Below are 20,844 nucleotides of genomic sequence, written 5' to 3'. Positions count from 1 at the left end.
TTTCAAACATAAAAAAACCCTGTCCCATAAAAATGGGGCAGGGTTTGAAAATGCTGATATTAACGTTTTGAGAACTGAGGTGCACGACGAGCGCCGCGAAGACCTGGCTTTTTACGTTCTTTCATACGTGAATCACGAGTAAGTAATCCAGCTGATTTTAATGCAGCACGGAAATCTGGGTCTACTTGAAGTAGAGCACGAGCGATACCGTGACGAACAGCACCAGCTTGACCAGTGTATCCACCACCATTAACGTTTACGTGGATATCATAGCTTCCTGTAGTTTCAGTAGCTACTAATGGTTGTTTAATTACTTCGCGTAATGCAGCGAATGGTACGTATTCTTCGATTTCACGTTTGTTGATAACAATTTTACCTGTACCTGGTACTAAACGTACGCGAGCTACAGAGCTTTTACGGCGACCAGTGCCGATGTATTGAACTTGTGCCAAAGTAATATCCTCCTCTTAATTTATATTATCCGCGAAGCTCGTATGCTTCTGGTTTTTGTGCAGCATGTGGATGCTCTGTTCCAGTGTAAACATTAAGTTTAGTGAACATTTTGCGACCTAAAGAGTTTTTAGGAAGCATTCCTTTAACTGCTAATTCGATCATTCTTGTTGGGTACTTATCTAGCATTTCACCAGCAGTACGTGTTTTTAAACCACCCGCAAATTGAGTGTGGTGACGGTATAATTTACCCTCTAATTTGTTACCAGTTAAATGGATTTTGTCAGCGTTGATGATGATTACGTGATCACCTGTGTCAACGTTTGGTGTGAATGTTGGTTTATGTTTACCACGTAAGATTGCAGCTACTTCAGAAGCTAAACGTCCAAGAGTTTGGCCTTCTGCATCAACTACTAACCATTTACGGTCTACTTCGTGACCTTTAGCCATGAATGTTGTACGCATGTATATATCCTCCTAATCGATTCGATTACCGTTATTTTTCATTAGACTACACTATAAGTTTCGGGGCTTATTTGTGGTGGTAATGAAAATACCATCTGTTATCATATAATGAATGACTTTTAAAGTCAAGCAATTTCATTAAACACCTGGTGAAGTTGTTCAGAATTGTAGAACGCCACTAATAGAACACTTTTTCTAAGTATAGCCCTTGTGGTGGAGCGGTTTTTCCCGCCTTATCACGATTACCTGAAGCAACTACCTGGGACACATTGTCAATCTTACGTCGACCTATCCCAACCTCCCAAAGAGTACCTGCAATAATACGTACCATATTATATAAGAAGCCATTCCCTTCAATCACCATATGTAGCTCTTCACCATGCCATTCAAATTGTAACGATGTTACTGTGCGTACTTTATCTTTCACGCTTGTATTCGCCGCGCAAAAACAAGAAAAGTCATGTGTACCAATAATAGCCTTAGCTGCCTCTTGCATCGCCTCTACGTTAGGTTTGACCCCATTTGTCTCCACAGTATAATATCTGCGGAATGGACTTTGGATAGGCTCACAAGACCAAATATAGCGATATCTTTTTCCAGCCACGTCGTAGCGTGCATGAAAGTCATGTGCCACTTCCTCAACCGATAATACTCGAATATCTCTTGGCAGCTGCACATTCAAAGCCTTACTATATTTTTCTGCTGGAATGGCAAGAGGTGTGTCGAAATGCACTGTTTGCCCTGTCGCATGTACCTTAGCATCTGTACGACCACTTGCAGTTACCTTAACCTGTTCTCCCTTATGCATAATGGCTAGAACACGCTCAAGCTCAGCCTGCACTGTGCGTTCCCCTGGCTGTACCTGATAGCCCGAAAAAAGTGTACCATCATAGCTTATAATTACTTTTAATCGTCGCATATAGCCTACTCCTTTAACTTCTATAGAAGAATAGCAATACGCCTATTGCTACTAATAACACAATCGCAAATGTGTCCCCCATATCCCATTTTAACCTACGGTACCTAGTGCGTCCTTCACCACCGCGATAGCCTCTTACTTCCATCGCTGTTGCTAAATCCTCAGCTCGTTTAAATGCACTGACAAAGAGAGGCACAAGTAATGGTACTACTGCCTTTATACGGTCCTTAATTGGTCCAGATGATAAATCAGAGCCCCTTGCCATTTGTGCCTTCATAATTTTATCCGTCTCATCCATTAAGGTTGGAATAAAGCGTAATGAGATGGACATCATTAAAGCCAATTCATGTACAGGTACTTTTATTGCTTTTAATGGATTCAGTAGAACCTCGATACCATCAGTAATAGAAATCGGTGATGTAGTTAACGTTAAGATTGACGTCATAAATACTAATACTAGAAAACGAATTGAGATAAATATTCCTCGCCTAATCCCTTCGTCATAAATCGTAATGAATTTAGATTCAAACACAGGGACGCCTTCCTTCGTCATAAAAATATGGAGAAGGAATGTGAAGGCCATCAAAAAGAGTACTGGTTTGAGTCCATTTATTAAAAAATATAGACGAATGCGCGATACTAATACAATCAGTAGTGTGAATGCGAGTAACATAGCATATGTCACGGTATTATTGGCTAAAAACACAATAATAATAAAGGCGAACACAAAGATCAGCTTTGACCGCGGATCAAGCTTGTGAACGGGTGAATCACCAGGTAAGAAGCGACCAAAGATCATTTTTTCCATCATGACTCTGCACGCTCCTCTCTAAGTGCTTGAGCAATTTCCACAGCAAGCTCTTCCTCTGTTAAGCAAACTTTAGAAAAGGAATGCCCCATCATATGCTCAATCTTTTGTTGGAAGCGGACAATACGTGGTGGCTCTAAACGGAAATTCTTTAATGTTGCAATATCTTTAAAAATAACCCGTGGTGATCCACTTAAGACATTCTTTCCTTCATGCATGATCACAATATTATCTGCATATCGAGCTGCATCCTCCATACTATGGGTTACTAGAATGGTTGTAAGATGACGTTCTTGATGGAGCTGATAAAACATATCCATTATTTCCTTTTGACCTCGTGGATCAAGACCTGCTGTGGGTTCATCTAAGACAATAACCTCAGGGTCCATTGCCAAAACACCTGCAATCGCTACTCGACGCATTTGACCACCTGATAAATCAAACGGTGATTTATCCAAAACGTTATCTGGTAAACCGACTAAGTTGACAAGTTCTCTAGCACGAGCTTCGGCCTCCTCCTCTGATATACCAAAGTTCATTGGGCCAAACATAATGTCCTTCAACACGGTTTCTTCAAATAGTTGATGCTCTGGAAATTGAAAGACAATACCGACCTTTTGTCTTACAGCTTTTAAATCCTTTGCTTTTTTCCCAGCTACAATAAGACGATCTCCTATATGTACTTCTCCTGAAGTAGGTCTTAGAAGCGCGTTAAAATGCTGCAAAATCGTTGATTTTCCAGAACCCGTATGGCCAATTATCGCTTGATAAGTATGAGATGGAATGCCAAAATCCACATCGAATAATGCCCGTTTTTCAAAGGGTGTTCCTTGTGCATAGGCATAGCTTACTTGTTGAAGTTTGATGTCCATAAATCATTCACCAACTCTTGTTCTGTCATATGTTGCCCCATTAATGGAACACCTTCCTTTTGCAATAGCTTTGATAACTTCAAGGCAAATGGCAAATCTAGTCCAAATTCAACTAGCTTGTCCCCAAGTGCAAAGATTTCAGCAGGTGTACCTTCTGCAAATTTCTTACCATCATTCATAAAAAGAATACGATCCGCTAACATTGCCTCTTCTAAATCATGGGTAATAGATAAAACTGTTAATCCTGTTTCTGCACGTAATGTTTGAACCGTTTGTAACACCTCTGCACGCCCCTGAGGATCTAACATGGATGTAGCCTCATCTAAAATTAAAAGCTTCGGCTTTAATGCAAGTGCGCCAGCAATGGCTACACGCTGTTTTTGTCCACCAGATAAATGATGTGGCTCATGGTCTAAAAACTGACTCATTTTTACCTGTTCAAGTGCTGCATGTACACGTTTCACCATTTCTTCAAAGGGGATCCCGTTGTTTTCTAAAGCAAATGCTACATCATCCTGTACCGTTGCTCCAACGAATTGATTGTCAGGGTTTTGAAAGACCATTCCCATTAAGGAGCGAGATTCCCAAAGATTTTCTTCATTCAAGGGTTCTCGCAATATTCGTACATCTCCCTGTTGAGGAAACAATAAACCATTCATCAGCTTGGCAATAGTGGACTTACCAGAACCATTATGTCCTACTATAGCAATCCACTCACCTTCTTCCACAGCAAAACTAACATTTTCAACAGCATTACGACTATTTGGATTTTCTGGTGTATATGAAAAAGTTACATTATTTAAAGATAAAATTTCAGGCATATCTAGAACTCCTCTCCCTACGCTCAGCTCTACTAATTAACTTACACTTTTTTATGTATGAATTCTACTACAATCCGTATGTCGATAAAAGAAAAATACTACAATAACAACTCAAATTGATATTGGTTAAATAAATAACAAAATAACACCCATATATTAAAAAAAGCACCACAAATTGGCGCCATCTAATCTAATAAAAAAGCGCGCACCTCATTCGATAGAAATGCGCTAGTCGTTACATTTACAAGAAATATGGGTGCTCAAGCCCTTATTTCTCCTGAATGAGGTGCGGAGAGCTAAACGAGACGCCACACTAATAAGTGTCCGCTCATCATAACGCTCAGCTTAATTATTTGTCGTATAAATCATTTATAAAGAAAGAGGGTGGTGATTCCCACCCTCTTCACCACAAGTTTTCTCTTATGATTAAACTAGTTCAATCACAACAACAGGTGCACCGTCGCCACGACGAGGACCTACTTTAAGAATACGAGTGTAACCACCTTGACGCTCAGCATAACGTGGTGCAACATCATCAAATAACTTTTGAAGTGCAAATGATGTTGATTCGTTACCTTCTGCATCAGTCGTTGTTACTAGTTCACGACGGATAAATGCAGCAGCTTGACGGCGTGCATGTAAATCTCCGCGTTTACCTAAAGTAATCATTTTTTCAACAGCTTTACGTACTTCTTTAGCGCGAGCCTCAGTAGTTTCGATACGCTCGTTGATGATTAAATCAGTAGCTAAGTCACGTAACATCGCTTTACGTTGAGAACTTGTACGACCAAGTTTTCTGTAACCCATGGATGTTTCCCTCCTTTATAGAAAAAAATCTGATCTTGTTAGTTGTGTTTAAATCGCTTAGTCTTCTTTGCGTAATCCTAAACCAAGCTCTTCTAACTTCGCTTTTACTTCTTCTAATGACTTGCGTCCAAGGTTACGAACTTTCATCATGTCGTCTTCTGATTTATTCGCAAGTTCTAGTACTGTATTAATACCAGCGCGTTTTAAACAGTTATAAGAACGAACAGAAAGATCAAGCTCTTCGATAGTCATCTCTAAAACTTTTTCTTTTTGATCTTCTTCTTTTTCGACCATGATTTCAGCAGTTTGTGCCTCATCTGTCATGCCAACGAAGATGTTAAGATGCTCGGTTAAAATTTTTGCTCCGAGCGAAATCGCCTCTTTCGGACCGATGCTGCCATCTGTCCACACATCAAGAGAAAGTTTGTCGTAGTCAGAAGACTGACCAACACGAGTATTTTCCACTTGGAAATTGACGCGTGATACTGGAGTGTAAATAGAGTCGATCGGGATCACGCCGATAGGAAGATCCTCACGTTTGTTTTGATCAGCAGGAGTGTAACCACGGCCGCGTTGTGCATACATACGCATACGTAAATGACCGTTTTTAGCGATTGTTGCAATATATAGATCTGGGTTTAAAATTTCTACGTCACTGTCATGTGTAATGTCAGCAGCCGTAACTGTACCATCGCCTTTAACATCAATCTCAATAACTTTTTCTTCGTCAGAGTAGATTTTAAGAGCTAGTTTTTTCACGTTCAAAATGATTGAAGCTACATCTTCTACTACGCCTTCTACAGTTGAGAATTCGTGAAGAACACCATCAATTTGAATTGAAGTGACAGCAGCTCCTGGTAATGAAGACAGAAGGATACGACGTAAAGAATTACCCAAAGTGTTTCCATATCCGCGTTCAAGCGGTTCTACAACAAACTTTCCATATTTGGAATCTTCGCTGATCTCCACCGTTTCAATCTTTGGTTTTTCAATTTCGATCATTTTATTTACCCTCCTTCAAAACATCGAATGTATAGGTTCTTTCCATCATAGATTCGATCGTCAATGACGTATCGTTTATTATCTGCACAAGACAGTCTGTACAAAAAATGATGTTCTCATACAATATGAGACGCACCCATTACACGCGACGACGTTTTGGCGGACGGCAACCATTATGAGGAACTGGAGTAACGTCTTTAATAGCAGTTACTTCTAAACCAGCAGCTTGAAGTGCACGAATAGCAGCTTCACGACCAGCACCAGGACCTTTAACAGTTACTTCCAACGTTTTCAGACCATGTTCAAGGGATGTTTTAGCAGCAGTTTCTGCAGCCATTTGAGCAGCGAATGGTGTAGATTTACGTGAACCACGGAAACCAAGAGCACCAGCACTTGACCAAGATACAGCGTTACCTTGCATATCTGTAATCGTTACGATTGTATTGTTAAATGTAGAACGAATGTGTGCGATACCAGATTCGATATTCTTTTTCACACGACGTTTACGAGTTTGTTGTTTACGAGCCATGTTAAGAAGGAACCTCCTTTACCAATTATTTTTTCTTGTTCGCAACTGTTTTACGAGGACCTTTACGCGTACGCGCATTGTTCTTCGTATTTTGACCACGAACAGGTAAGCCACGACGGTGACGGATACCACGGAATGAACCGATTTCCATCAGACGTTTAATATTTAATGAAGTTTCGCGACGTAAGTCACCTTCAAGTTTGTATGAATCTAATTGTTCACGGATTTTGTTTAACTCATCTTCAGTTAAGTCGCGTACGCGTGTATCTTCTGAAATACCTGCATCAGCTAGTACTTTCTGAGCTGTAGTTTTACCAATACCGAAAATGTACGTTAATGAAATTACCACGCGTTTGTCGCGAGGAATATCAACACCAGCAATACGTGCCATGTACGTTGTGCACCTCCTTTAGAATTAACCTTGTTTTTGTTTATGTTTAGGATTTTCACAGATTACCATTACTTTACCGCGTCGGCGAATTACTTTACATTTTTCGCAGATCGGTTTCACAGATGGTCTCACTTTCATCTAACCTAACCTCCTTAGTAGTCCGGAGCGCAAAAGATTATTTAAAACGGTATGTGATACGACCGCGAGTTAAATCATAAGGAGATAACTCAATAGTAACCTTATCTCCAGGTAGAATACGGATAAAGTGCATACGAATCTTACCAGATACGTGTGCTAGAATCACATGTCCATTTTCTAATTCTACCTTAAACATCGCGTTTGGCAAAGTCTCAACAACTGTCCCTTCGACTTCAATTACATCATCTTTCGCCATCTACTCTGTCTCCTCTCTATATGCAAATTAAAGTTCTCATCGTTACATCAAACGGATATCTGCTGCAACTTTAGAAGCAACCTCGTTTCAACATATGTTTGGATTGTATGAGAGATGTTTGAAAGACGCTCGTCTGGTTTCGCTTCACACAATCCACGGAATATACAGAACCAGTAAGGGCACTGAATCTCCCATGTTTACACGAATACCGGAATGTCTTGGATGAGATATTCATACCCGTTACACAGATGCTTCCACGAAACCCATTATACTCCTCCAAAAGGTATGTTGCACTTTTAAGAAGAAATATATACCGGGCACAATATGCTTTTGCAACTCTCAAAAAAATTATGTTTCGTTGTTGCTCCCGCATGCCTCCCGCGGAAGCAGTACTCTGCGCCCGGAGCCGGGTATCAGCTGCGGCTGCTCTGTAATAGAGCATCAAGATCAGCAAACACTTTGTTAATATCTTGCTGTCCATCTATATTAGTTAACACGCCTTTAGCTTGATAGAAATCAAGTAGAGGTTGTGCTTGTTTCATATTTACTTCCAGACGGTTCGCAACCGTTTCAGGATTATCATCTGCACGTGTATAAAGCTCGCCACCATCTTTATCACATTTTCCTTCCTCAGCAGGAGGATTGAAAATTAAATGATAGGATGTACCACAAGTTTTACAAATACGTCTACCTGAAAGACGAGCAATTAACTCATCCTTTTCAACTTGAATGTTTAATGTATGCTCAATAGCTTTACCTAGGTCAGCAAGAATGCTATCTAAGGCTTCAGCTTGAGGAACAGTACGTGGGAAACCATCTAATAAGAACCCTTTTTCACAATCAGGTTTAGCCAGTCGCTCACGAACAATACCAATCGTCACTTCATCAGGTACAAGTGCACCTTGATCCATAAACGACTTAGCTTGTAAGCCTAGTTCAGTACCTTCTTTAATTGCAGCACGGAACATATCGCCTGTAGAAATATGAGGAATTGCGTACTTCTCAACAATTTTATCTGCCTGCGTACCTTTACCAGCACCTGGCAGACCCATTAAAACGATATTCATTAGGAAATATTCCTCCCACAAAAGGTTTGCTGATTAAAGGAAACGATGGAACGTTCCCTAAAAACCAACATTATTTCATAAAGCCTTTGTAGTGACGTTTAACAAGTTGAGATTCTAGCTGCTTCATCGTTTCGAGCGCTACGCCGACTACGATAATAATACTAGTACCACCGATCTGCACTGAGGCAGGTAGATTCATAAAGTTTATGAATATAACCGGCATTACTGAAATAACAGTTAAGAAAATCGCGCCGACAAAAGTCAGACGATATAACACGCTTGTTAAATACGTTTGAGTGTTTTCACCAGGACGAATACCTGGAATATAAGCACCTTGCTTTTTCAAGTTATCTGCCACATTTTCTGGATTCACTTGTACGAATGCATAGAAATATGTGAATGCGATGATTAATGCCACATAAATAATCATTCCAACAGGTTTTGTATGATCAAACGTGTTGTTAATGAATGTTGTAACATTATTTTCACCGAAGAACGGAACTAACGTACGAGGTGTCATCAGAAACGCTGAAGCAAAGATTACAGGAATAACCCCTGCAGCATTTACTTTTAACGGTAAATGCGTTTGTTGACCACCAGTTTGTTGATTTCGCCCAGTAACTCGTTTTGCATATTGAATTGGAATTTTACGTAGTGCTTGTTGCACATAGATAACTCCAATAACAACCGCAAGCAAGATTAAAACAAGTAGACCAAGGATAATTAGGTTGATAAATAGCTTATCACCCGCACCCTCGATTTGTTGTGCATAGATTTGGTTGATACCTGTAGGTAATGCCGCAACGATACCTGCGAAGATTACAACAGAAATACCATTACCAACGCCATGCGCAGTAATTTGATCAGCAAGCCATACTAGGAATGCTGTACCCGCTGTTAATACAATAGAGATTATAACATATGTTAAAACCCCTTCTTCCTTAATCAATGACCCACCATACATTCTATTAAAACCAAATGACATCGCGAATGATTGAATAAAAGCAAGAATAATAGTAAAGTAGCGTGTAAATTGCGCAAGTTTACGTCTTCCGACTTCACCTTGCTTTGCCCACTCAGCAAATTTCGGTACTACGTCCATTTGCAATAACTGAACAATAATTGAGGCTGTGATGTAAGGCATAATCCCCATTGCAAAGATGGAGAAGTTCTTTAAAGCACCACCGCCAAAAGTATTGAGGAAACCAACGAGGTTAAACTCATCAGTTGCCTTTAATACATTAGCGTCAACGTTAGGTACTGGAATGAAAGTTCCAATACGAAAAACGATTAACATTAAAAGTGTGAAAATGATTTTATTTCTTATATCTCGAACACGCATAAAGTTAGAGATTGTCTGAAACATTAAATCACCTCAGTAGTTCCGCCGGCATTCTCGATTGCTTCTTTCGCTGAAGCTGAGAATTTATGAGCTTTGACAGTAAGCTTTTTATTAAGAGTTCCGTTGCCTAGAACTTTAATTCCAGCTTTTTCATTGCTCACGAGACCAGTTTCAAGTAATAATGCAGCAGTTACCTCTGCACCGTCTTCGAAACGGTTTAAAGCATCAAGGTTAACGATCGCGTATTCTTTACGGTTAATGTTCGTAAAGCCACGTTTTGGTAAACGACGGAATAATGGGTTCTGACCGCCTTCAAAGCCTGGGCGAACACCGCCACCAGAACGAGCGTTTTGACCTTTATGACCTTTACCTGCTGTTTTACCGTTACCAGAACCGATACCACGACCAACGCGGTTGCGTTGCTTACGAGAACCTTCTGCTGGTTTTAACTCATGCAGTTTCATAGTGGGTGGCACCTCCTTGTTCAATAATTGGAAATTAAATTTCTTTTACAGTAACTAAGTGAGCTACTTTATCAAGCATACCGCGAGTAGCTGCGTTATCAGCTTTCTCTACAGTTTGGTGTAATTTACGTAAACCTAAAGCTTCAACAGTTTTGCGTTGTGCAGGTTTAGTACCAATCACAGATTTAGTAAGGGTGATTTCTAATTTGTTAGCCATTATCTTTCCCCCCTTATCCTAATAGTTCTTCCACTGATTTACCACGTAATTTAGCTACGTCCTCTACGCGTTTTAATTCAGTTAAACCTTGAATTGTTGCACGCACCATGTTAATTGGTGTGTTAGATCCAAGTGATTTTGAAAGAATATCAGTAATACCAGCAAGTTCTAGTACAGCACGTACTGGACCACCAGCGATAACCCCTGTACCAGGAGCAGCAGGTTTGATTAGGATTTCTCCTGCACCAAAGCGACCTTGCACTAAGTGTGGAGTTGTTCCACCTACGCGTGGCACTTCGATTAAGTTTTTCTTCGCATCTTCAACAGCTTTGCGGATAGCATCTGGCACCTCTTGAGCTTTACCAGTACCGAAACCTACATGACCGTTTCTATCGCCAACTACAACTAATGCTGTGAAGCGGAAGCGACGTCCACCTTTAACAACTTTAGCAACGCGGTTAATAGTAACTACGCGTTCTTCAAGTTCTCCAAGTTTGTTTGCGTCAATACGACTCATGAAATGTGTCCCTCCTTCTTATTAAAATTCTAAACCGTTCTCACGTGCAGCTTCAGCTAAAGCTTTAACACGTCCATGATATAAGTAACCACCACGGTCAAATACTACAGCAGTAATATTTTTTTCCGCAGCGCGTTTTGCGATTGTTTCACCGACTTTAGTTGCTGCGTCAACATTGCTACCAGCACCTTCGAAACCATTTTCTTGAGAAGATGCGCTAACAATTGTTACGCCTGCTACGTCATCGATAAGTTGCGCGTAAATGTTCTTGTTAGAACGGAATACGTTTAAGCGTGGACGCTGAGCAGTACCCGAAATTTTAGAACGAACGCGAGCATGACGTTTTTTACGAACCTGATTTTTATCTTGTTTCGTAATCACAAGGGTCACTCCTTTCTAATGCTTAAGCTGCATTATTTACCTGTTTTACCTTCTTTACGACGAACATATTCGCCTTCATAACGAATACCTTTACCTTTATAAGGCTCTGGTGGACGAACGTCACGGATGTTAGATGCAAGAGCACCAACGCGTTCTTTGCTGATACCTTTAACAATGATCTTTGTATTTGAAGGAACTTCAATTTGTAGACCATCTTCAGGTGTGAACTCTACTGGATGAGAGTAACCTACGTTAAGTACAAGTTTATTACCTTGTAATTGCGCACGGTAACCAACACCGATAAGTTCTAAAGCTTTTTCGAAACCTGCAGAAACACCAGTAACCATGTTCGCAAGAAGCGCACGAGTAGTACCGTGGTTTGTGCGGTGTTCTTTTGAATCAGAAGGACGTACTACAGTGATTACGTTACCTTCTTGCTCAATTTTCATATCTTGGTGGAAAGAACGAACAAGTTCGCCTTTAGGACCTTTAACAGTAACAGTGTTGTTTGCATCAACAGTAACAGTTACGTTAGCAGGTACCTCGATAATTTTTTTACCTACACGAGACATTTAGCTGCACCTCCATTCATTTATTGCTAATTACCAAACGTATGCTAGAATTTCTCCGCCAACTTGTTTAGCGCGAGCTTCTTTATCTGTTAATAAACCTTGTGAAGTTGACACTAAAGCGATACCAAGACCGTTCAATACTTTAGGTACTTCATTTGTTTTAGCATATACACGTAAACCAGGTTTAGAAATACGTTTTAAGCCAGTGATAACGCGCTCGTTATCTTTTCCATATTTTAAGAAAATACGGATGATACCTTGTTTGTTGTCTTCCACGTATTCTACGTCACGTACGAAACCTTCACGCTTTAAAATTTCAGCGATTTCTTTTTTCACGTTGGAAGCTGGTACTTCTAACTTCTCGTGACGAACCATGTTCGCATTACGAATGCGAGTAAGCATATCTGCAATCGGATCAGTCATTGTCATTACATTTACCTCCTTCCCAAATTAGGGGATTACCAGCTGGCTTTTTTCACGCCAGGAATTTGTCCCTTATATGCAAGTTCTCGGAAACAAATACGGCAAAGTTTGAATTTGCGATATACTGAATGTGGACGACCACAGCGTTCACAACGTGTATACTCTTGCACTTTAAACTTTTGCTTACGTTGTTGTTTAACGATCATAGATTTTTTAGCCACGTTTTCGCCCTCCTTGTTTGATTACTTTTGGAACGGCATACCGAATTGTGTCAATAACTCGCGAGCTTCTTCGTCAGAGTTCGCTGTCGTTACGATCACGATGTCCATACCGCGTACTTTTGAAACTTTATCGTAATCGATTTCTGGGAAAATTAATTGTTCTTTAACACCTAGAGTGTAGTTACCGCGACCATCGAATGCTTTTTTAGAAACACCACGGAAGTCACGTACACGAGGTAGTGAGATAGAGATTAATTTGTCCAAGAATTCATACATACGCTCACCGCGTAATGTAACTTTAGCACCGATAGGCATACCTTCACGAAGACGGAAACCTGCGATCGATTTTTTAGCTTTAGTTACTACTGGTTTTTGACCAGTGATAATTGTTAATTCTTCAACAGCTGCATCTAACGCTTTAGAGTTTTGAACTGCATCACCAACACCCATGTTGATAACGATTTTCTCAACTTTCGGTAGTTGCATAACTGATTTATATCCAAATTTGCTCATAAGAGCTGGAGAAACTTCATTTAAATATTTTTCTTTTAGGCGGCTCATGTGTGTACCTCCCTTCTATTTATACTAATTAGTCGATTACTGCACCTGATTTTTTTGCTACACGAACTTTTTTACCGTTTTCGATTTTATAACCTACACGAGTCGGCTCGCCAGATTTAGGATCGATTAGCATTACGTTCGAAACGTGAATTGCAGCCTCTTGGCTAACAATACCACCTTGTGGATTCAATTGGTTAGGTTTAACGTGTTTTTTCACGATATTCACACCTTCAACAAGAACGCGATCTTGTTTTGGGAAAGCAGCAAGGATTACGCCTTCTTTGCCTTTATCCTTACCAGTGATTACCTTAACCTTGTCACCTTTTTTTACATGCATGCTGTCGCACCTCCTTGATTGGCACTGTCATGAAATTAAAGAACTTCTGGAGCTAGAGAAACGATTTTCATGAAGTTGCTGTCACGTAGTTCACGTGCAACAGGTCCGAAAATACGAGTTCCGCGTGGTGATTTATCATCACGAATAATTACACAAGCATTTTCATCAAATTTGATGTACGTGCCGTCTTTACGACGAACGCCTGATTTAGTACGAACGATAACAGCTTTAACAACGTCACCCTTCTTGACAACGCCACCTGGTGTTGCTTTCTTAACTGTACAAACAACGATATCACCGATGTTAGCAGTTTTACGGCCAGAGCCACCAAGCACTTTAATTGTAAGAACTTCACGTGCACCTGAGTTGTCAGCAACTTTCATACGACTTTCTTGTTGGATCACTTAGGTTACCTCCCTTCGGAAATTGGTTGTTCCGAAATAGTTATTAAATAATAACCGCTTTTTCTACAACTTCTACTAGACGGAAACGTTTAGTAGCTGATAGCGGGCGAGTTTCCATGATACGTACGATATCACCGATTTTCGCTGTGTTTAACTCATCATGAGCTTTAAACTTTTTAGAGTATTTTACACGCTTACCATAAAGCTTGTGCTTTTTGTAAGTTTCAACTAAAACAGTAACAGTTTTGTCCATTTTATCTGAAACAACGCGGCCCGTGTAAACTTTGCGTTGATTGCGCTCAGTCATACTTGAAAACCTCCTTTATCAGTTATTTGCACTGATTTCTCTTTCACGAATAACAGTTTTCATACGCGCGATTGCTTTACGCACTTCACGAATACGAGCTGTGTTTTCTAATTGACCAGTCGCCAATTGGAAGCGAAGGTTGAAAAGCTCTTCTTTCAGTGATTTCACTTTTAATTCTATTTCAGAAGTAGCAAGGTCACGGATTTCATTAGCTTTCATTAGATTCACCACCAGTTTCTTGACGTTTTACGATCTTACATTTAACAGGAAGTTTGTGTGATGCTAAACGAAGTGCTTCACGTGCAACTTCTTCAGATACGCCAGCAATTTCGAACATTACTTTTCCTGGTTTAACTACTGCTACCCAACCTTCAGGAGAACCTTTACCAGAACCCATGCGGACTTCTAGAGGTTTTTTAGTGTAAGGTTTATGTGGGAAGATTTTAATCCAAACTTTACCGCCACGTTTCATGTAACGAGTCATCGCGATACGAGCAGATTCGATTTGACGGTTAGTAATCCAGCTAGCAGTTTGAGCTTGTAAGCCCCATTCGCCGAAAGTTACTTCTTTACCGCCTTTCGCTTCGCCACGCATGTTGCCGCGGTGTTCACGACGGTATTTAACGCGTTTAGGCAATAACATATTATTTGCCTCCTTCCACAGATTTCTTCGTAGGAAGAACTTCACCACGGTAGATCCATACTTTAACGCCTAATTTACCGTAAGTAGTATCAGCTTCTGCGTGTGCATAATCGATGTCAGCACGTAGAGTATGAAGTGGAACAGTTCCTTCACTATAGTGTTCAGCACGCGCGATATCAGCGCCACCTAAACGACCAGATACTTGTGTTTTAATTCCTTTTGCACCAGCGCGGATTGTGCGTTGGATCGCTTGCTTTTGCGCACGACGGAATGATACACGATTTTCTAATTGACGAGCGATGTTTTCAGCTACTAGACGAGCGTCAAGATCTGCACGTTTGATTTCAATGATGTTGATGTGTACACGTTTACCAGTTAAATCGCTAAGGTATTTACGAAGATTTTCAACTTCAGTACCACCTTTACCGATTACCATACCTGGTTTCGCAGTGTGAATTGTAATGTTTACACGGTTTGCAGCACGTTCGATTTCTACTTTAGAAACTGAAGCGTCTTTAAGAGCCGTTTCAATATATTTACGCACTTTGATGTCTTCGTGAAGTAGAGTTGCATAGTCTTTTTCAGCGTACCATTTTGACTCCCAGTCACGAATAATACCAACGCGTAGTCCTATTGGATGTACTTTTTGACCCACGGATTAACCCTCCTTCTTCTCAGATACCACTAGAGTAATGTGGCTTGTGCGTTTGTTAATTGCGCTTGCACGTCCTTGTGCACGTGGACGGAAACGTTTTAAAGTTGGACCTTCGTCAACGAATACTTCAGAAACTACTAAAGAGTTGATGTCAAGATCGTAGTTGTGCTCAGCGTTAGCAACTGCAGATTTTAATACTTTCTCAACGACTGGAGACGCCGCTTTTGGAGTATGACGTAAAATTGCAACTGCTTCACCAACTTGCTTACCTCGGATTAAGTCTACAACTAGACGTACTTTGCGAGGAGCAATGCGTACTGTACGAGCGATAGCTTTAGCTTGTGTCATTAGGATTTACCTCCTCTCAAAATTAGCGTCTTGTTTTCTTGTCGTCTGCACCGTGACCTTTATAAGTACGTGTCGGTGCGAACTCACCAAGTTTATGGCCTACCATATCTTCTGTTACGTATACAGGAACATGTTTACGTCCATCATATACAGCAATCGTTAAACCGATGAAGTTCGGGAAGATTGTAGAACGGCGTGACCAAGTTTTGATAACTTGTTTTTTCTCAGAAGCCTCTTGCGCTTCCACTTTTTTCATTAAGTGGTCATCGACAAAAGGTCCTTTTTTCAAGCTGCGACCCATGTAGGAACCTCCCTCCGTGATTCCACCACGGCTCTCACATAGAACCGTAGTTTAACCACTTTATTTTTTACGACTACGGATGATAAATTTATCCGATTTGTTTTTCTTCTTGCGAGTTTTGTAACCAAGTGCTGGTTTACCCCAAGGAGTCATTGGTGATTTACGTCCGATTGGAGAACGTCCTTCACCACCACCGTGTGGGTGATCGTTAGGGTTCATTACAGAACCACGAACTTCTGGGCGTTTACCTAACCAACGGCTACGACCTGCTTTACCGATGTGTACAAGTTCGTGTTGTTCGTTACCAACTTGACCGATTGTAGCGCGGCAAGTAGCTAAAACTAAACGTACTTCACCAGATTGTAAACGAACGATAACGTACTTATCTTCACGACCAAGTACTTGCGCAGAAGTACCAGCTGAACGTACTAATTGTCCGCCTTTACCAGGTTTTAACTCGATGTTATGGATTGTAGTACCCATTGGAATGTTTGCTAATGGTAATGTGTTACCTACTTTAATATCAGCATCTGGACCAGAAACGATTGTTTGACCAACCTCTAGACCTTTTGGTGCTAAGATGTAAGCTTTTGCTCCATCAGCGTAGTTGATTAATGCGATATTCGCAGAACGGTTTGGATCATATTCAATAGTAGCAACTTTTGCCGGAATGCCATCTTTAACACGTTTGAAATCGATAACACGGTATTGCTTCTTATGACCACCACCATGATGACGAACAGTGATTTTACCTTGGTTGTTACGACCAGCTTTGCGTTTAGTTGGTTCAAGCAATGATTTCTCAGGCTTGTTAGTTGTAATTTCCGCAAAGTCTAATGACGTCATGTTACGACGACCATTAGAGGTAGGTTTATACTTTTTAATCGCCATTGTGTTTTCCCTCCTTCTTGAGTGTTCAAATCATAAATCCGTGAGGATTACATTTCGAATAATTCAATTTCTTTGCTATCAGCAGTTAGTTTAACGATCGCTTTACGACGTTTGTTAGTGTAACCACCGTAACGGCCTACGCGTTTGAATTTACCTTTGTAGTTAAGAACGTTTACTTTCTCAACTTTTACGCCAAAGATTTCTTCTACAGCGTCTTTTACTTGAGTTTTGTTAGCGCGAGTGTCTACTTCGAAAGTATACTTTTTCTCTGCCATAAGTTCTGAAGAACGCTCAGTAATGACCGGACGTTTTAAAATATCACGTGCTTCCATTATCCAAGCACCTCCTCAACTTTTTCTACTGCAGACTTAGTGAATACAACTTTATCATGACCTAATAGATCAAGAACGTTGATTCCGTTTGCAGTTAAAACTGTTACACCAGGGATGTTACGAGCAGATAATGCTACGTTTTCATCTAGGTCAGCAGTTACGAATAAAGATTTTTTCTCTAAAGAAAGATCTTTAAGGATTTTTGTGAATTCTTTTGTTTTTGGTGCTGCTAGAGTTAGAGCATCAAGAACTAAGAAGTTTTGTTCTACTACTTTAGCTGATAAAGCAGATTTAAGAGCTAAACGACGAACTTTTTTAGGTAATTTATAAGAATAGCTACGTGGAGTAGGACCGAATACGATACCACCGCCGCGCCATTGTGGAGAACGGATAGAACCTTGACGAGCACGACCAGTTCCTTTTTGACGCCATGGTTTACGACCACCACCAGCAACTTCAGAACGGTTTTTAACCTTGTGATTACCTTGACGAAGAGAAGCGCGTTGAGCAACTACTGCGTCGAATAATACTGCTTCATTTGGCTCGATTCCGAAGATCGCATCGTTTAATTCGATTTCACCAACTGAAGCACCTGTTTGACTAAGTACAGATACTTTTGTCATTCCTGTTTCCTCCTTTCCTTAAGTGATTACTTAGCTTTAATTGCAGTTTTTACTGTAACTAGAGCTTTTTTAGAACCAGGAACATTACCTTTAACAAGTAGTAAGTTACGATCTGTGTCAACTTTCACGATTTCTAAGTTTTGGATTGTAACTACATTGCCACCCATTTGACCAGGTAATTTCTTTTGTTTGAATACGCGGTTCGGAGCAACTGGACCCATTGAACCAGGACGACGGTGGTAACGAGAACCGTGGGCCATAGGACCACGAGATTGTCCGTGGCGTTTGATAACACCTTGGAAACCTTTACCTTTAGTAACTCCTGTTACATCGATTACATCGCCTTCTGCGAAAATTTCTACTTTGACTTCTTGACCAACTTCGTATTCTTCCACGTTCACGTTGCGGAATTCACGAATGAAGCGCTTAGGAGCAGTGTTCGCTTTTGCTACGTGACCTTGTTCTGGTTTGTTAGAAAGCTTAACGCGCTTGTCTTCGAAACCAACTTGAATTGCTTCGTAGCCGTCTGTTTCAACAGTTTTCTTTTGAAGAACTACGTTTGGAGTAGCTTCGATAACTGTTACCGGGATTAAATCGCCGTTTTCAGCGAAAACTTGTGTCATACCAATTTTTCTACCTAAGATTCCTTTAGCCATTTGTCACACCTCCTGTAAGTTTTAAAAGTTATATTGTTTTTACCATTAAAGTTTGATTTCGATATCAACGCCAGATGGTAAATCAAGTTTCATTAACGCGTCAACAGTTTGTGGTGTTGGGTTAACGATATCGATCAGACGTTTATGCGTACGCATTTCGAATTGTTCACGAGAATCTTTGTACTTGTGAACCGCACGAAGAATTGTGTACACAGACTTCTCAGTTGGAAGTGGAATCGGACCTGATACACTTGCACCTGAACGTTTTGCAGTTTCCACAATTTTCTCAGCAGATTGATCTAAAATACGGTGATCATACGCTTTTAAACGAATACGAATCTTTTGTTTTGCCATTATTTTCCCTCCTTCTCGCCTATTTTCTAGACATTCTCCACGAAAATTTTCCCACACACCGCCATGGCAAAGCGGCCGGGTGTGTCGGCAACCTCTCGCTTCATCGCAGTCAAAGACCAACATTCAACATTATATACAATAAAAAAAGAATAAGCAAGTCTTTTCGCTAAATTCTTTTAAATGTTGCAGATATTCTTAGTACTACTATTTCTTCGCTTTATTAAGCCGTTTATTAGTATATAAAATTTCTATACATATTGCAACACTTAAGGTTGTCATATCAACATTTTCGCACATTTCAAATAACTCTAAAAGAAAAGTAGTTTCTATTTAAATAGAAACTACCTCCTTATTATAGAAAGAACACACAGGCAATCCAACCAAACAGGATTAGTGGTATGTTAATGAAAATAAACGTAGGAACACAGGTATCCCAAATATGATGATGCTGGCCGTCAACATTTAGGCCTGCTGTTGGTCCTAATGTAGAATCGGATGCTGGTGAACCTGCGTCTCCTAAAGCACCTGATGTACCGATTAAGCATAATATCGCTAAAGGACTCATATCTAAACCTTGTGCTAGCGGAACAAATAGTGTAGCGATAATAGGCACTGTTGCGAAGGACGAACCAATCCCCATCGTTACAACTAATCCTATGACTAACATGATGAAGACAGCAAGACTTCTATTTCCTTCTAATAAGGTGAGTGAATTAGTAATTAAGCTGTCCACATCACCTGTTGCATTGATTACCGCCGCAAAACCATTTGCCGCAATCATAACAAAGCCAATAAAGGCCATCATCTTCATTCCCTCAGAAAGAATATCATCGGCTTCTTTCCATTTAAGGGCACCTGTAAAATACATAATCATAATACCTGCAAACGACCCTACAATCATTGAATCCGTTAACACTTGAGCGCATAGTGATACTACTAATGCCAGAGCTGTAGAAAACATAATAAATTTGCTGACGTTTATATTTAAAGATTCCGTCTCTACTTCTCTATGCTTATAATGTCTTGGCTTGCGGTATACAGCAAAAGCAATTATCAATCCGATTAGCATTCCTAATACGGGCATACCCATTGCTACAGGGACATCACGAGAAGATACAGCCATTCCTGCCTCTGACACTTGTGTAGCAACGATATCTTGAAAGATTGCTCCAAAACCAGCAGGTACAAAACTATAAGTACCAATTAAGCCTACTGCAATCAACGTTGCGATTATACGTCGGTCAACTTCTAGCATATTTAAAATCTTTAAAATAGGAGGAATTAATAATGGAATGAAGGCAATATGAATAGGAATGACATTTTGAGATAAAATAGACATCACAAAAATAAGGAAGAAAATTAATACCTTCACAAGTCCTTTTCTATTACTTTCACCCTTTAATATTTTTAACACCCCCGCTATCATTAATTCGGGTATTCCTGTTTTGGCAATGGCGATTGCAAAACCACCAAGTAAGCCATAACTTAATGCAATGGTTGCTCCTGCCCCTAATCCTTCCGTAAATGATTGGACTGTTGACTCAATGCCCATCCCACTAGTTAGACCGCCTACAAATGCTCCTAAAACTAACGAGAGAACTACATTGATACGAAGCAAGCTTAATATTAACATAACGGCAACAGCCGCAATTACTGCATTCATTGTCACACTCTACTTTCATACACTAAATTACTAACATGTTAAACTTTATTATTCTGATAATTGAAAGTCAAGGTTTTTTGTAATTTCTATATTTTTGCACTAAAAAA

At 40.2% G+C, this 20,844-nt stretch carries 36 protein-coding genes and 1 pseudogene; all 37 read right to left on the bottom strand.

Translation table 11 applies throughout. From position 1 onward, the window contains the following. Positions 1-59 precede the first annotated feature (59 nt). The gene (gene rpsI, locus EW028_RS17985) at positions 60-452 is read right to left on the bottom strand and encodes a 30S ribosomal protein S9 (protein WP_004233744.1); all 393 of its coding nucleotides are present in this window, start codon (positions 450-452) and stop codon (positions 60-62) included. Positions 453-477: 25 nt separating this feature from the next. Continuing rightward, entirely contained in the window at positions 478-915 is a 438-nt protein-coding gene (gene rplM / locus EW028_RS17980) for a 50S ribosomal protein L13 (protein ID WP_004233742.1), read from the bottom strand. 178 nt (positions 916-1,093) lie between these two features. Next, on the bottom strand, positions 1,094-1,834 hold the full coding sequence (gene truA, locus EW028_RS17975) for a tRNA pseudouridine(38-40) synthase TruA (RefSeq protein ID WP_131521822.1): 741 nt from the start codon (positions 1,832-1,834) through the stop codon (positions 1,094-1,096). 13 nt (positions 1,835-1,847) lie between these two features. Next, positions 1,848-2,645, bottom strand: coding sequence for an energy-coupling factor transporter transmembrane component T family protein (locus tag EW028_RS17970; protein ID WP_004233739.1), 798 nt, complete (start codon positions 2,643-2,645; stop codon positions 1,848-1,850). Then, positions 2,642-3,514: an energy-coupling factor ABC transporter ATP-binding protein gene (locus EW028_RS17965; RefSeq protein WP_131521821.1), complete on the bottom strand. Its 873-nt coding sequence runs from the start codon at positions 3,512-3,514 to the stop codon at positions 2,642-2,644. Before EW028_RS17965 ends, EW028_RS17970 begins: the two co-directional genes overlap by 4 nt. Beyond that, positions 3,490-4,335, bottom strand: coding sequence for an energy-coupling factor ABC transporter ATP-binding protein (locus EW028_RS17960; RefSeq protein WP_131521820.1), 846 nt, complete (start codon positions 4,333-4,335; stop codon positions 3,490-3,492). Before EW028_RS17960 ends, EW028_RS17965 begins: the two co-directional genes overlap by 25 nt. A gap of 426 nt (positions 4,336-4,761) precedes the next feature. Beyond that, positions 4,762-5,142, bottom strand: coding sequence for a 50S ribosomal protein L17 (rplQ, locus tag EW028_RS17955; protein ID WP_008181938.1), 381 nt, complete (start codon positions 5,140-5,142; stop codon positions 4,762-4,764). 57 nt (positions 5,143-5,199) lie between these two features. Beyond that, positions 5,200-6,144, bottom strand: coding sequence for a DNA-directed RNA polymerase subunit alpha (locus tag EW028_RS17950; RefSeq protein ID WP_004233733.1), 945 nt, complete (start codon positions 6,142-6,144; stop codon positions 5,200-5,202). Positions 6,145-6,283: 139 nt separating this feature from the next. Further along, entirely contained in the window at positions 6,284-6,673 is a 390-nt protein-coding gene (gene rpsK, locus EW028_RS17945; RefSeq protein WP_004233731.1) for a 30S ribosomal protein S11, read from the bottom strand. Positions 6,674-6,698: 25 nt separating this feature from the next. After that, positions 6,699-7,064 carry a 30S ribosomal protein S13 gene (gene rpsM / locus EW028_RS17940; RefSeq protein WP_004233729.1) on the bottom strand — a complete coding sequence of 122 codons (366 nt, stop codon included), beginning with the start codon at positions 7,062-7,064 and terminating at the stop codon, positions 6,699-6,701. 24 nt (positions 7,065-7,088) lie between these two features. Next, complete coding sequence (gene rpmJ / locus EW028_RS17935) at positions 7,089-7,202, bottom strand: 50S ribosomal protein L36 (RefSeq protein ID WP_000868344.1); 114 nt, start codon at positions 7,200-7,202, stop codon at positions 7,089-7,091. A gap of 37 nt (positions 7,203-7,239) precedes the next feature. After that, entirely contained in the window at positions 7,240-7,458 is a 219-nt protein-coding gene (infA, locus tag EW028_RS17930; RefSeq protein WP_004233690.1) for a translation initiation factor IF-1, read from the bottom strand. A gap of 86 nt (positions 7,459-7,544) precedes the next feature. Beyond that, positions 7,545-7,622 (bottom strand): annotated as a pseudogene (locus EW028_RS17925) (type I methionyl aminopeptidase); the annotation flags it as partial. Between the two features lie 249 nt (positions 7,623-7,871). Beyond that, complete coding sequence (locus tag EW028_RS17920) at positions 7,872-8,525, bottom strand: adenylate kinase (RefSeq protein ID WP_004233689.1); 654 nt, start codon at positions 8,523-8,525, stop codon at positions 7,872-7,874. Positions 8,526-8,595: 70 nt separating this feature from the next. Beyond that, entirely contained in the window at positions 8,596-9,891 is a 1,296-nt protein-coding gene (secY, locus tag EW028_RS17915; protein WP_004233672.1) for a preprotein translocase subunit SecY, read from the bottom strand. After that, complete coding sequence (rplO, locus tag EW028_RS17910; RefSeq protein WP_004233670.1) at positions 9,891-10,331, bottom strand: 50S ribosomal protein L15; 441 nt, start codon at positions 10,329-10,331, stop codon at positions 9,891-9,893. Before rplO ends, secY begins: the two co-directional genes overlap by 1 nt. A gap of 34 nt (positions 10,332-10,365) precedes the next feature. Further along, positions 10,366-10,548, bottom strand: a complete 183-nt coding sequence (rpmD, locus tag EW028_RS17905) for a 50S ribosomal protein L30 (protein ID WP_004233668.1) — start codon at positions 10,546-10,548, stop codon at positions 10,366-10,368. A 13-nt stretch (positions 10,549-10,561) separates the two neighbouring features. Then, positions 10,562-11,065: a 30S ribosomal protein S5 gene (gene rpsE, locus EW028_RS17900; protein WP_004233664.1), complete on the bottom strand. Its 504-nt coding sequence runs from the start codon at positions 11,063-11,065 to the stop codon at positions 10,562-10,564. 21 nt (positions 11,066-11,086) lie between these two features. Continuing rightward, the gene (gene rplR / locus EW028_RS17895) at positions 11,087-11,446 is read right to left on the bottom strand and encodes a 50S ribosomal protein L18 (RefSeq protein ID WP_004233662.1); all 360 of its coding nucleotides are present in this window, start codon (positions 11,444-11,446) and stop codon (positions 11,087-11,089) included. A 32-nt stretch (positions 11,447-11,478) separates the two neighbouring features. Continuing rightward, positions 11,479-12,018, bottom strand: coding sequence for a 50S ribosomal protein L6 (gene rplF / locus EW028_RS17890; RefSeq protein ID WP_004233660.1), 540 nt, complete (start codon positions 12,016-12,018; stop codon positions 11,479-11,481). 30 nt (positions 12,019-12,048) lie between these two features. Beyond that, entirely contained in the window at positions 12,049-12,447 is a 399-nt protein-coding gene (gene rpsH, locus EW028_RS17885) for a 30S ribosomal protein S8 (RefSeq protein WP_004233658.1), read from the bottom strand. Positions 12,448-12,476: 29 nt separating this feature from the next. Continuing rightward, complete coding sequence (locus tag EW028_RS17880) at positions 12,477-12,662, bottom strand: type Z 30S ribosomal protein S14 (protein ID WP_004233656.1); 186 nt, start codon at positions 12,660-12,662, stop codon at positions 12,477-12,479. 21 nt (positions 12,663-12,683) lie between these two features. After that, a complete protein-coding gene (gene rplE / locus EW028_RS17875; protein WP_004233654.1) occupies positions 12,684-13,223 on the bottom strand; it encodes a 50S ribosomal protein L5 in 540 nt (179 codons plus the stop codon). Positions 13,224-13,251: 28 nt separating this feature from the next. Continuing rightward, positions 13,252-13,560 carry a 50S ribosomal protein L24 gene (gene rplX / locus EW028_RS17870; protein WP_004233652.1) on the bottom strand — a complete coding sequence of 103 codons (309 nt, stop codon included), beginning with the start codon at positions 13,558-13,560 and terminating at the stop codon, positions 13,252-13,254. 35 nt (positions 13,561-13,595) lie between these two features. Then, positions 13,596-13,964: a 50S ribosomal protein L14 gene (gene rplN / locus EW028_RS17865; RefSeq protein ID WP_004233650.1), complete on the bottom strand. Its 369-nt coding sequence runs from the start codon at positions 13,962-13,964 to the stop codon at positions 13,596-13,598. Between the two features lie 43 nt (positions 13,965-14,007). Beyond that, positions 14,008-14,271, bottom strand: coding sequence for a 30S ribosomal protein S17 (rpsQ, locus tag EW028_RS17860; protein ID WP_004233648.1), 264 nt, complete (start codon positions 14,269-14,271; stop codon positions 14,008-14,010). Positions 14,272-14,289: 18 nt separating this feature from the next. Beyond that, positions 14,290-14,490 (bottom strand): 50S ribosomal protein L29, encoded by a 201-nt coding sequence (gene rpmC, locus EW028_RS17855; RefSeq protein ID WP_004233646.1) that lies wholly within the window; start codon positions 14,488-14,490, stop codon positions 14,290-14,292. After that, entirely contained in the window at positions 14,480-14,914 is a 435-nt protein-coding gene (rplP, locus tag EW028_RS17850) for a 50S ribosomal protein L16 (RefSeq protein ID WP_004233644.1), read from the bottom strand. The genes rpmC and rplP overlap by 11 nt, the downstream gene beginning before the upstream one ends. Position 14,915: 1 nt before the next feature. Next, positions 14,916-15,569 carry a 30S ribosomal protein S3 gene (gene rpsC / locus EW028_RS17845; protein ID WP_004233642.1) on the bottom strand — a complete coding sequence of 218 codons (654 nt, stop codon included), beginning with the start codon at positions 15,567-15,569 and terminating at the stop codon, positions 14,916-14,918. A 3-nt stretch (positions 15,570-15,572) separates the two neighbouring features. Beyond that, entirely contained in the window at positions 15,573-15,917 is a 345-nt protein-coding gene (rplV, locus tag EW028_RS17840) for a 50S ribosomal protein L22 (protein ID WP_004233639.1), read from the bottom strand. Positions 15,918-15,939: 22 nt separating this feature from the next. Continuing rightward, positions 15,940-16,218: a 30S ribosomal protein S19 gene (gene rpsS / locus EW028_RS17835; RefSeq protein WP_004233637.1), complete on the bottom strand. Its 279-nt coding sequence runs from the start codon at positions 16,216-16,218 to the stop codon at positions 15,940-15,942. A gap of 60 nt (positions 16,219-16,278) precedes the next feature. Then, on the bottom strand, positions 16,279-17,109 hold the full coding sequence (rplB, locus tag EW028_RS17830; protein WP_009373990.1) for a 50S ribosomal protein L2: 831 nt from the start codon (positions 17,107-17,109) through the stop codon (positions 16,279-16,281). A gap of 47 nt (positions 17,110-17,156) precedes the next feature. Further along, complete coding sequence (gene rplW, locus EW028_RS17825) at positions 17,157-17,441, bottom strand: 50S ribosomal protein L23 (RefSeq protein ID WP_004233628.1); 285 nt, start codon at positions 17,439-17,441, stop codon at positions 17,157-17,159. Further along, positions 17,441-18,064 (bottom strand): 50S ribosomal protein L4, encoded by a 624-nt coding sequence (rplD, locus tag EW028_RS17820; protein ID WP_004233626.1) that lies wholly within the window; start codon positions 18,062-18,064, stop codon positions 17,441-17,443. The genes rplW and rplD overlap by 1 nt, the downstream gene beginning before the upstream one ends. Before the next feature lie 26 nt (positions 18,065-18,090). Beyond that, complete coding sequence (rplC, locus tag EW028_RS17815) at positions 18,091-18,720, bottom strand: 50S ribosomal protein L3 (protein ID WP_004233625.1); 630 nt, start codon at positions 18,718-18,720, stop codon at positions 18,091-18,093. Between the two features lie 45 nt (positions 18,721-18,765). Beyond that, positions 18,766-19,074, bottom strand: coding sequence for a 30S ribosomal protein S10 (gene rpsJ / locus EW028_RS17810; RefSeq protein WP_004233624.1), 309 nt, complete (start codon positions 19,072-19,074; stop codon positions 18,766-18,768). Positions 19,075-19,426: 352 nt separating this feature from the next. Then, positions 19,427-20,737, bottom strand: a complete 1,311-nt coding sequence (locus EW028_RS17805; RefSeq protein WP_131521819.1) for a Na+/H+ antiporter family protein — start codon at positions 20,735-20,737, stop codon at positions 19,427-19,429. Between the last annotated feature and the right edge of the window lie 107 nt (positions 20,738-20,844).

This window comes from Lysinibacillus sp. OL1, from assembly GCF_004332175.1.
GTDB classification, from domain to species: domain Bacteria; phylum Bacillota; class Bacilli; order Bacillales_A; family Planococcaceae; genus Lysinibacillus; species Lysinibacillus capsici.
This window is presented reverse-complemented; position numbering and strand designations above follow the sequence as displayed.

Excerpts from the sequence above, each read along its gene's own strand:
- rplW (WP_004233628.1), bottom strand. The coding sequence starts at position 17,441 with ATGGAAGCACGTGATATTTTAAAACGTCCGGTCATTACTGAGCGTTCT.
- rpsH (WP_004233658.1), bottom strand. The coding sequence starts at position 12,447 with ATGACAATGACTGATCCGATTGCAGATATGCTTACTCGCATTCGTAAT.
- rpsM (WP_004233729.1), bottom strand. The coding sequence starts at position 7,064 with ATGGCACGTATTGCTGGTGTTGATATTCCTCGCGACAAACGCGTGGTA.
- rpmC (WP_004233646.1), bottom strand. The coding sequence starts at position 14,490 with ATGAAAGCTAATGAAATCCGTGACCTTGCTACTTCTGAAATAGAATTA.
- rplC (WP_004233625.1), bottom strand. The coding sequence starts at position 18,720 with ATGGCTAAAGGAATCTTAGGTAGAAAAATTGGTATGACACAAGTTTTC.
- rplQ (WP_008181938.1), bottom strand. The coding sequence starts at position 5,142 with ATGGGTTACAGAAAACTTGGTCGTACAAGTTCTCAACGTAAAGCGATG.
- EW028_RS17920 (WP_004233689.1), bottom strand. The coding sequence starts at position 8,525 with ATGAATATCGTTTTAATGGGTCTGCCAGGTGCTGGTAAAGGTACGCAG.
- EW028_RS17970 (WP_004233739.1), bottom strand. The coding sequence starts at position 2,645 with ATGATGGAAAAAATGATCTTTGGTCGCTTCTTACCTGGTGATTCACCC.
- rpsJ (WP_004233624.1), bottom strand. The coding sequence starts at position 19,074 with ATGGCAAAACAAAAGATTCGTATTCGTTTAAAAGCGTATGATCACCGT.
- rplF (WP_004233660.1), bottom strand. The coding sequence starts at position 12,018 with ATGTCTCGTGTAGGTAAAAAAATTATCGAGGTACCTGCTAACGTAACT.
- rplX (WP_004233652.1), bottom strand. The coding sequence starts at position 13,560 with ATGCATGTAAAAAAAGGTGACAAGGTTAAGGTAATCACTGGTAAGGAT.
- rplE (WP_004233654.1), bottom strand. The coding sequence starts at position 13,223 with ATGAGCCGCCTAAAAGAAAAATATTTAAATGAAGTTTCTCCAGCTCTT.
- rpsS (WP_004233637.1), bottom strand. The coding sequence starts at position 16,218 with ATGGGTCGCAGCTTGAAAAAAGGACCTTTTGTCGATGACCACTTAATG.
- rplD (WP_004233626.1), bottom strand. The coding sequence starts at position 18,064 with ATGACAAAAGTATCTGTACTTAGTCAAACAGGTGCTTCAGTTGGTGAA.
- EW028_RS17960 (WP_131521820.1), bottom strand. The coding sequence starts at position 4,335 with ATGCCTGAAATTTTATCTTTAAATAATGTAACTTTTTCATATACACCA.
- rpmD (WP_004233668.1), bottom strand. The coding sequence starts at position 10,548 with ATGGCTAACAAATTAGAAATCACCCTTACTAAATCTGTGATTGGTACT.
- EW028_RS17965 (WP_131521821.1), bottom strand. The coding sequence starts at position 3,514 with ATGGACATCAAACTTCAACAAGTAAGCTATGCCTATGCACAAGGAACA.
- rplP (WP_004233644.1), bottom strand. The coding sequence starts at position 14,914 with ATGTTATTGCCTAAACGCGTTAAATACCGTCGTGAACACCGCGGCAAC.
- rpsQ (WP_004233648.1), bottom strand. The coding sequence starts at position 14,271 with ATGACTGAGCGCAATCAACGCAAAGTTTACACGGGCCGCGTTGTTTCA.
- rpsK (WP_004233731.1), bottom strand. The coding sequence starts at position 6,673 with ATGGCTCGTAAACAACAAACTCGTAAACGTCGTGTGAAAAAGAATATC.
- rplV (WP_004233639.1), bottom strand. The coding sequence starts at position 15,917 with ATGACACAAGCTAAAGCTATCGCTCGTACAGTACGCATTGCTCCTCGC.
- EW028_RS17950 (WP_004233733.1), bottom strand. The coding sequence starts at position 6,144 with ATGATCGAAATTGAAAAACCAAAGATTGAAACGGTGGAGATCAGCGAA.
- rpmJ (WP_000868344.1), bottom strand. The coding sequence starts at position 7,202 with ATGAAAGTGAGACCATCTGTGAAACCGATCTGCGAAAAATGTAAAGTA.
- rpsE (WP_004233664.1), bottom strand. The coding sequence starts at position 11,065 with ATGAGTCGTATTGACGCAAACAAACTTGGAGAACTTGAAGAACGCGTA.
- rplB (WP_009373990.1), bottom strand. The coding sequence starts at position 17,109 with ATGGCGATTAAAAAGTATAAACCTACCTCTAATGGTCGTCGTAACATG.
- EW028_RS17805 (WP_131521819.1), bottom strand. The coding sequence starts at position 20,737 with ATGAATGCAGTAATTGCGGCTGTTGCCGTTATGTTAATATTAAGCTTG.
- rplO (WP_004233670.1), bottom strand. The coding sequence starts at position 10,331 with ATGAAACTGCATGAGTTAAAACCAGCAGAAGGTTCTCGTAAGCAACGC.
- infA (WP_004233690.1), bottom strand. The coding sequence starts at position 7,458 with ATGGCGAAAGATGATGTAATTGAAGTCGAAGGGACAGTTGTTGAGACT.
- secY (WP_004233672.1), bottom strand. The coding sequence starts at position 9,891 with ATGTTTCAGACAATCTCTAACTTTATGCGTGTTCGAGATATAAGAAAT.
- rplM (WP_004233742.1), bottom strand. The coding sequence starts at position 915 with ATGCGTACAACATTCATGGCTAAAGGTCACGAAGTAGACCGTAAATGG.
- truA (WP_131521822.1), bottom strand. The coding sequence starts at position 1,834 with ATGCGACGATTAAAAGTAATTATAAGCTATGATGGTACACTTTTTTCG.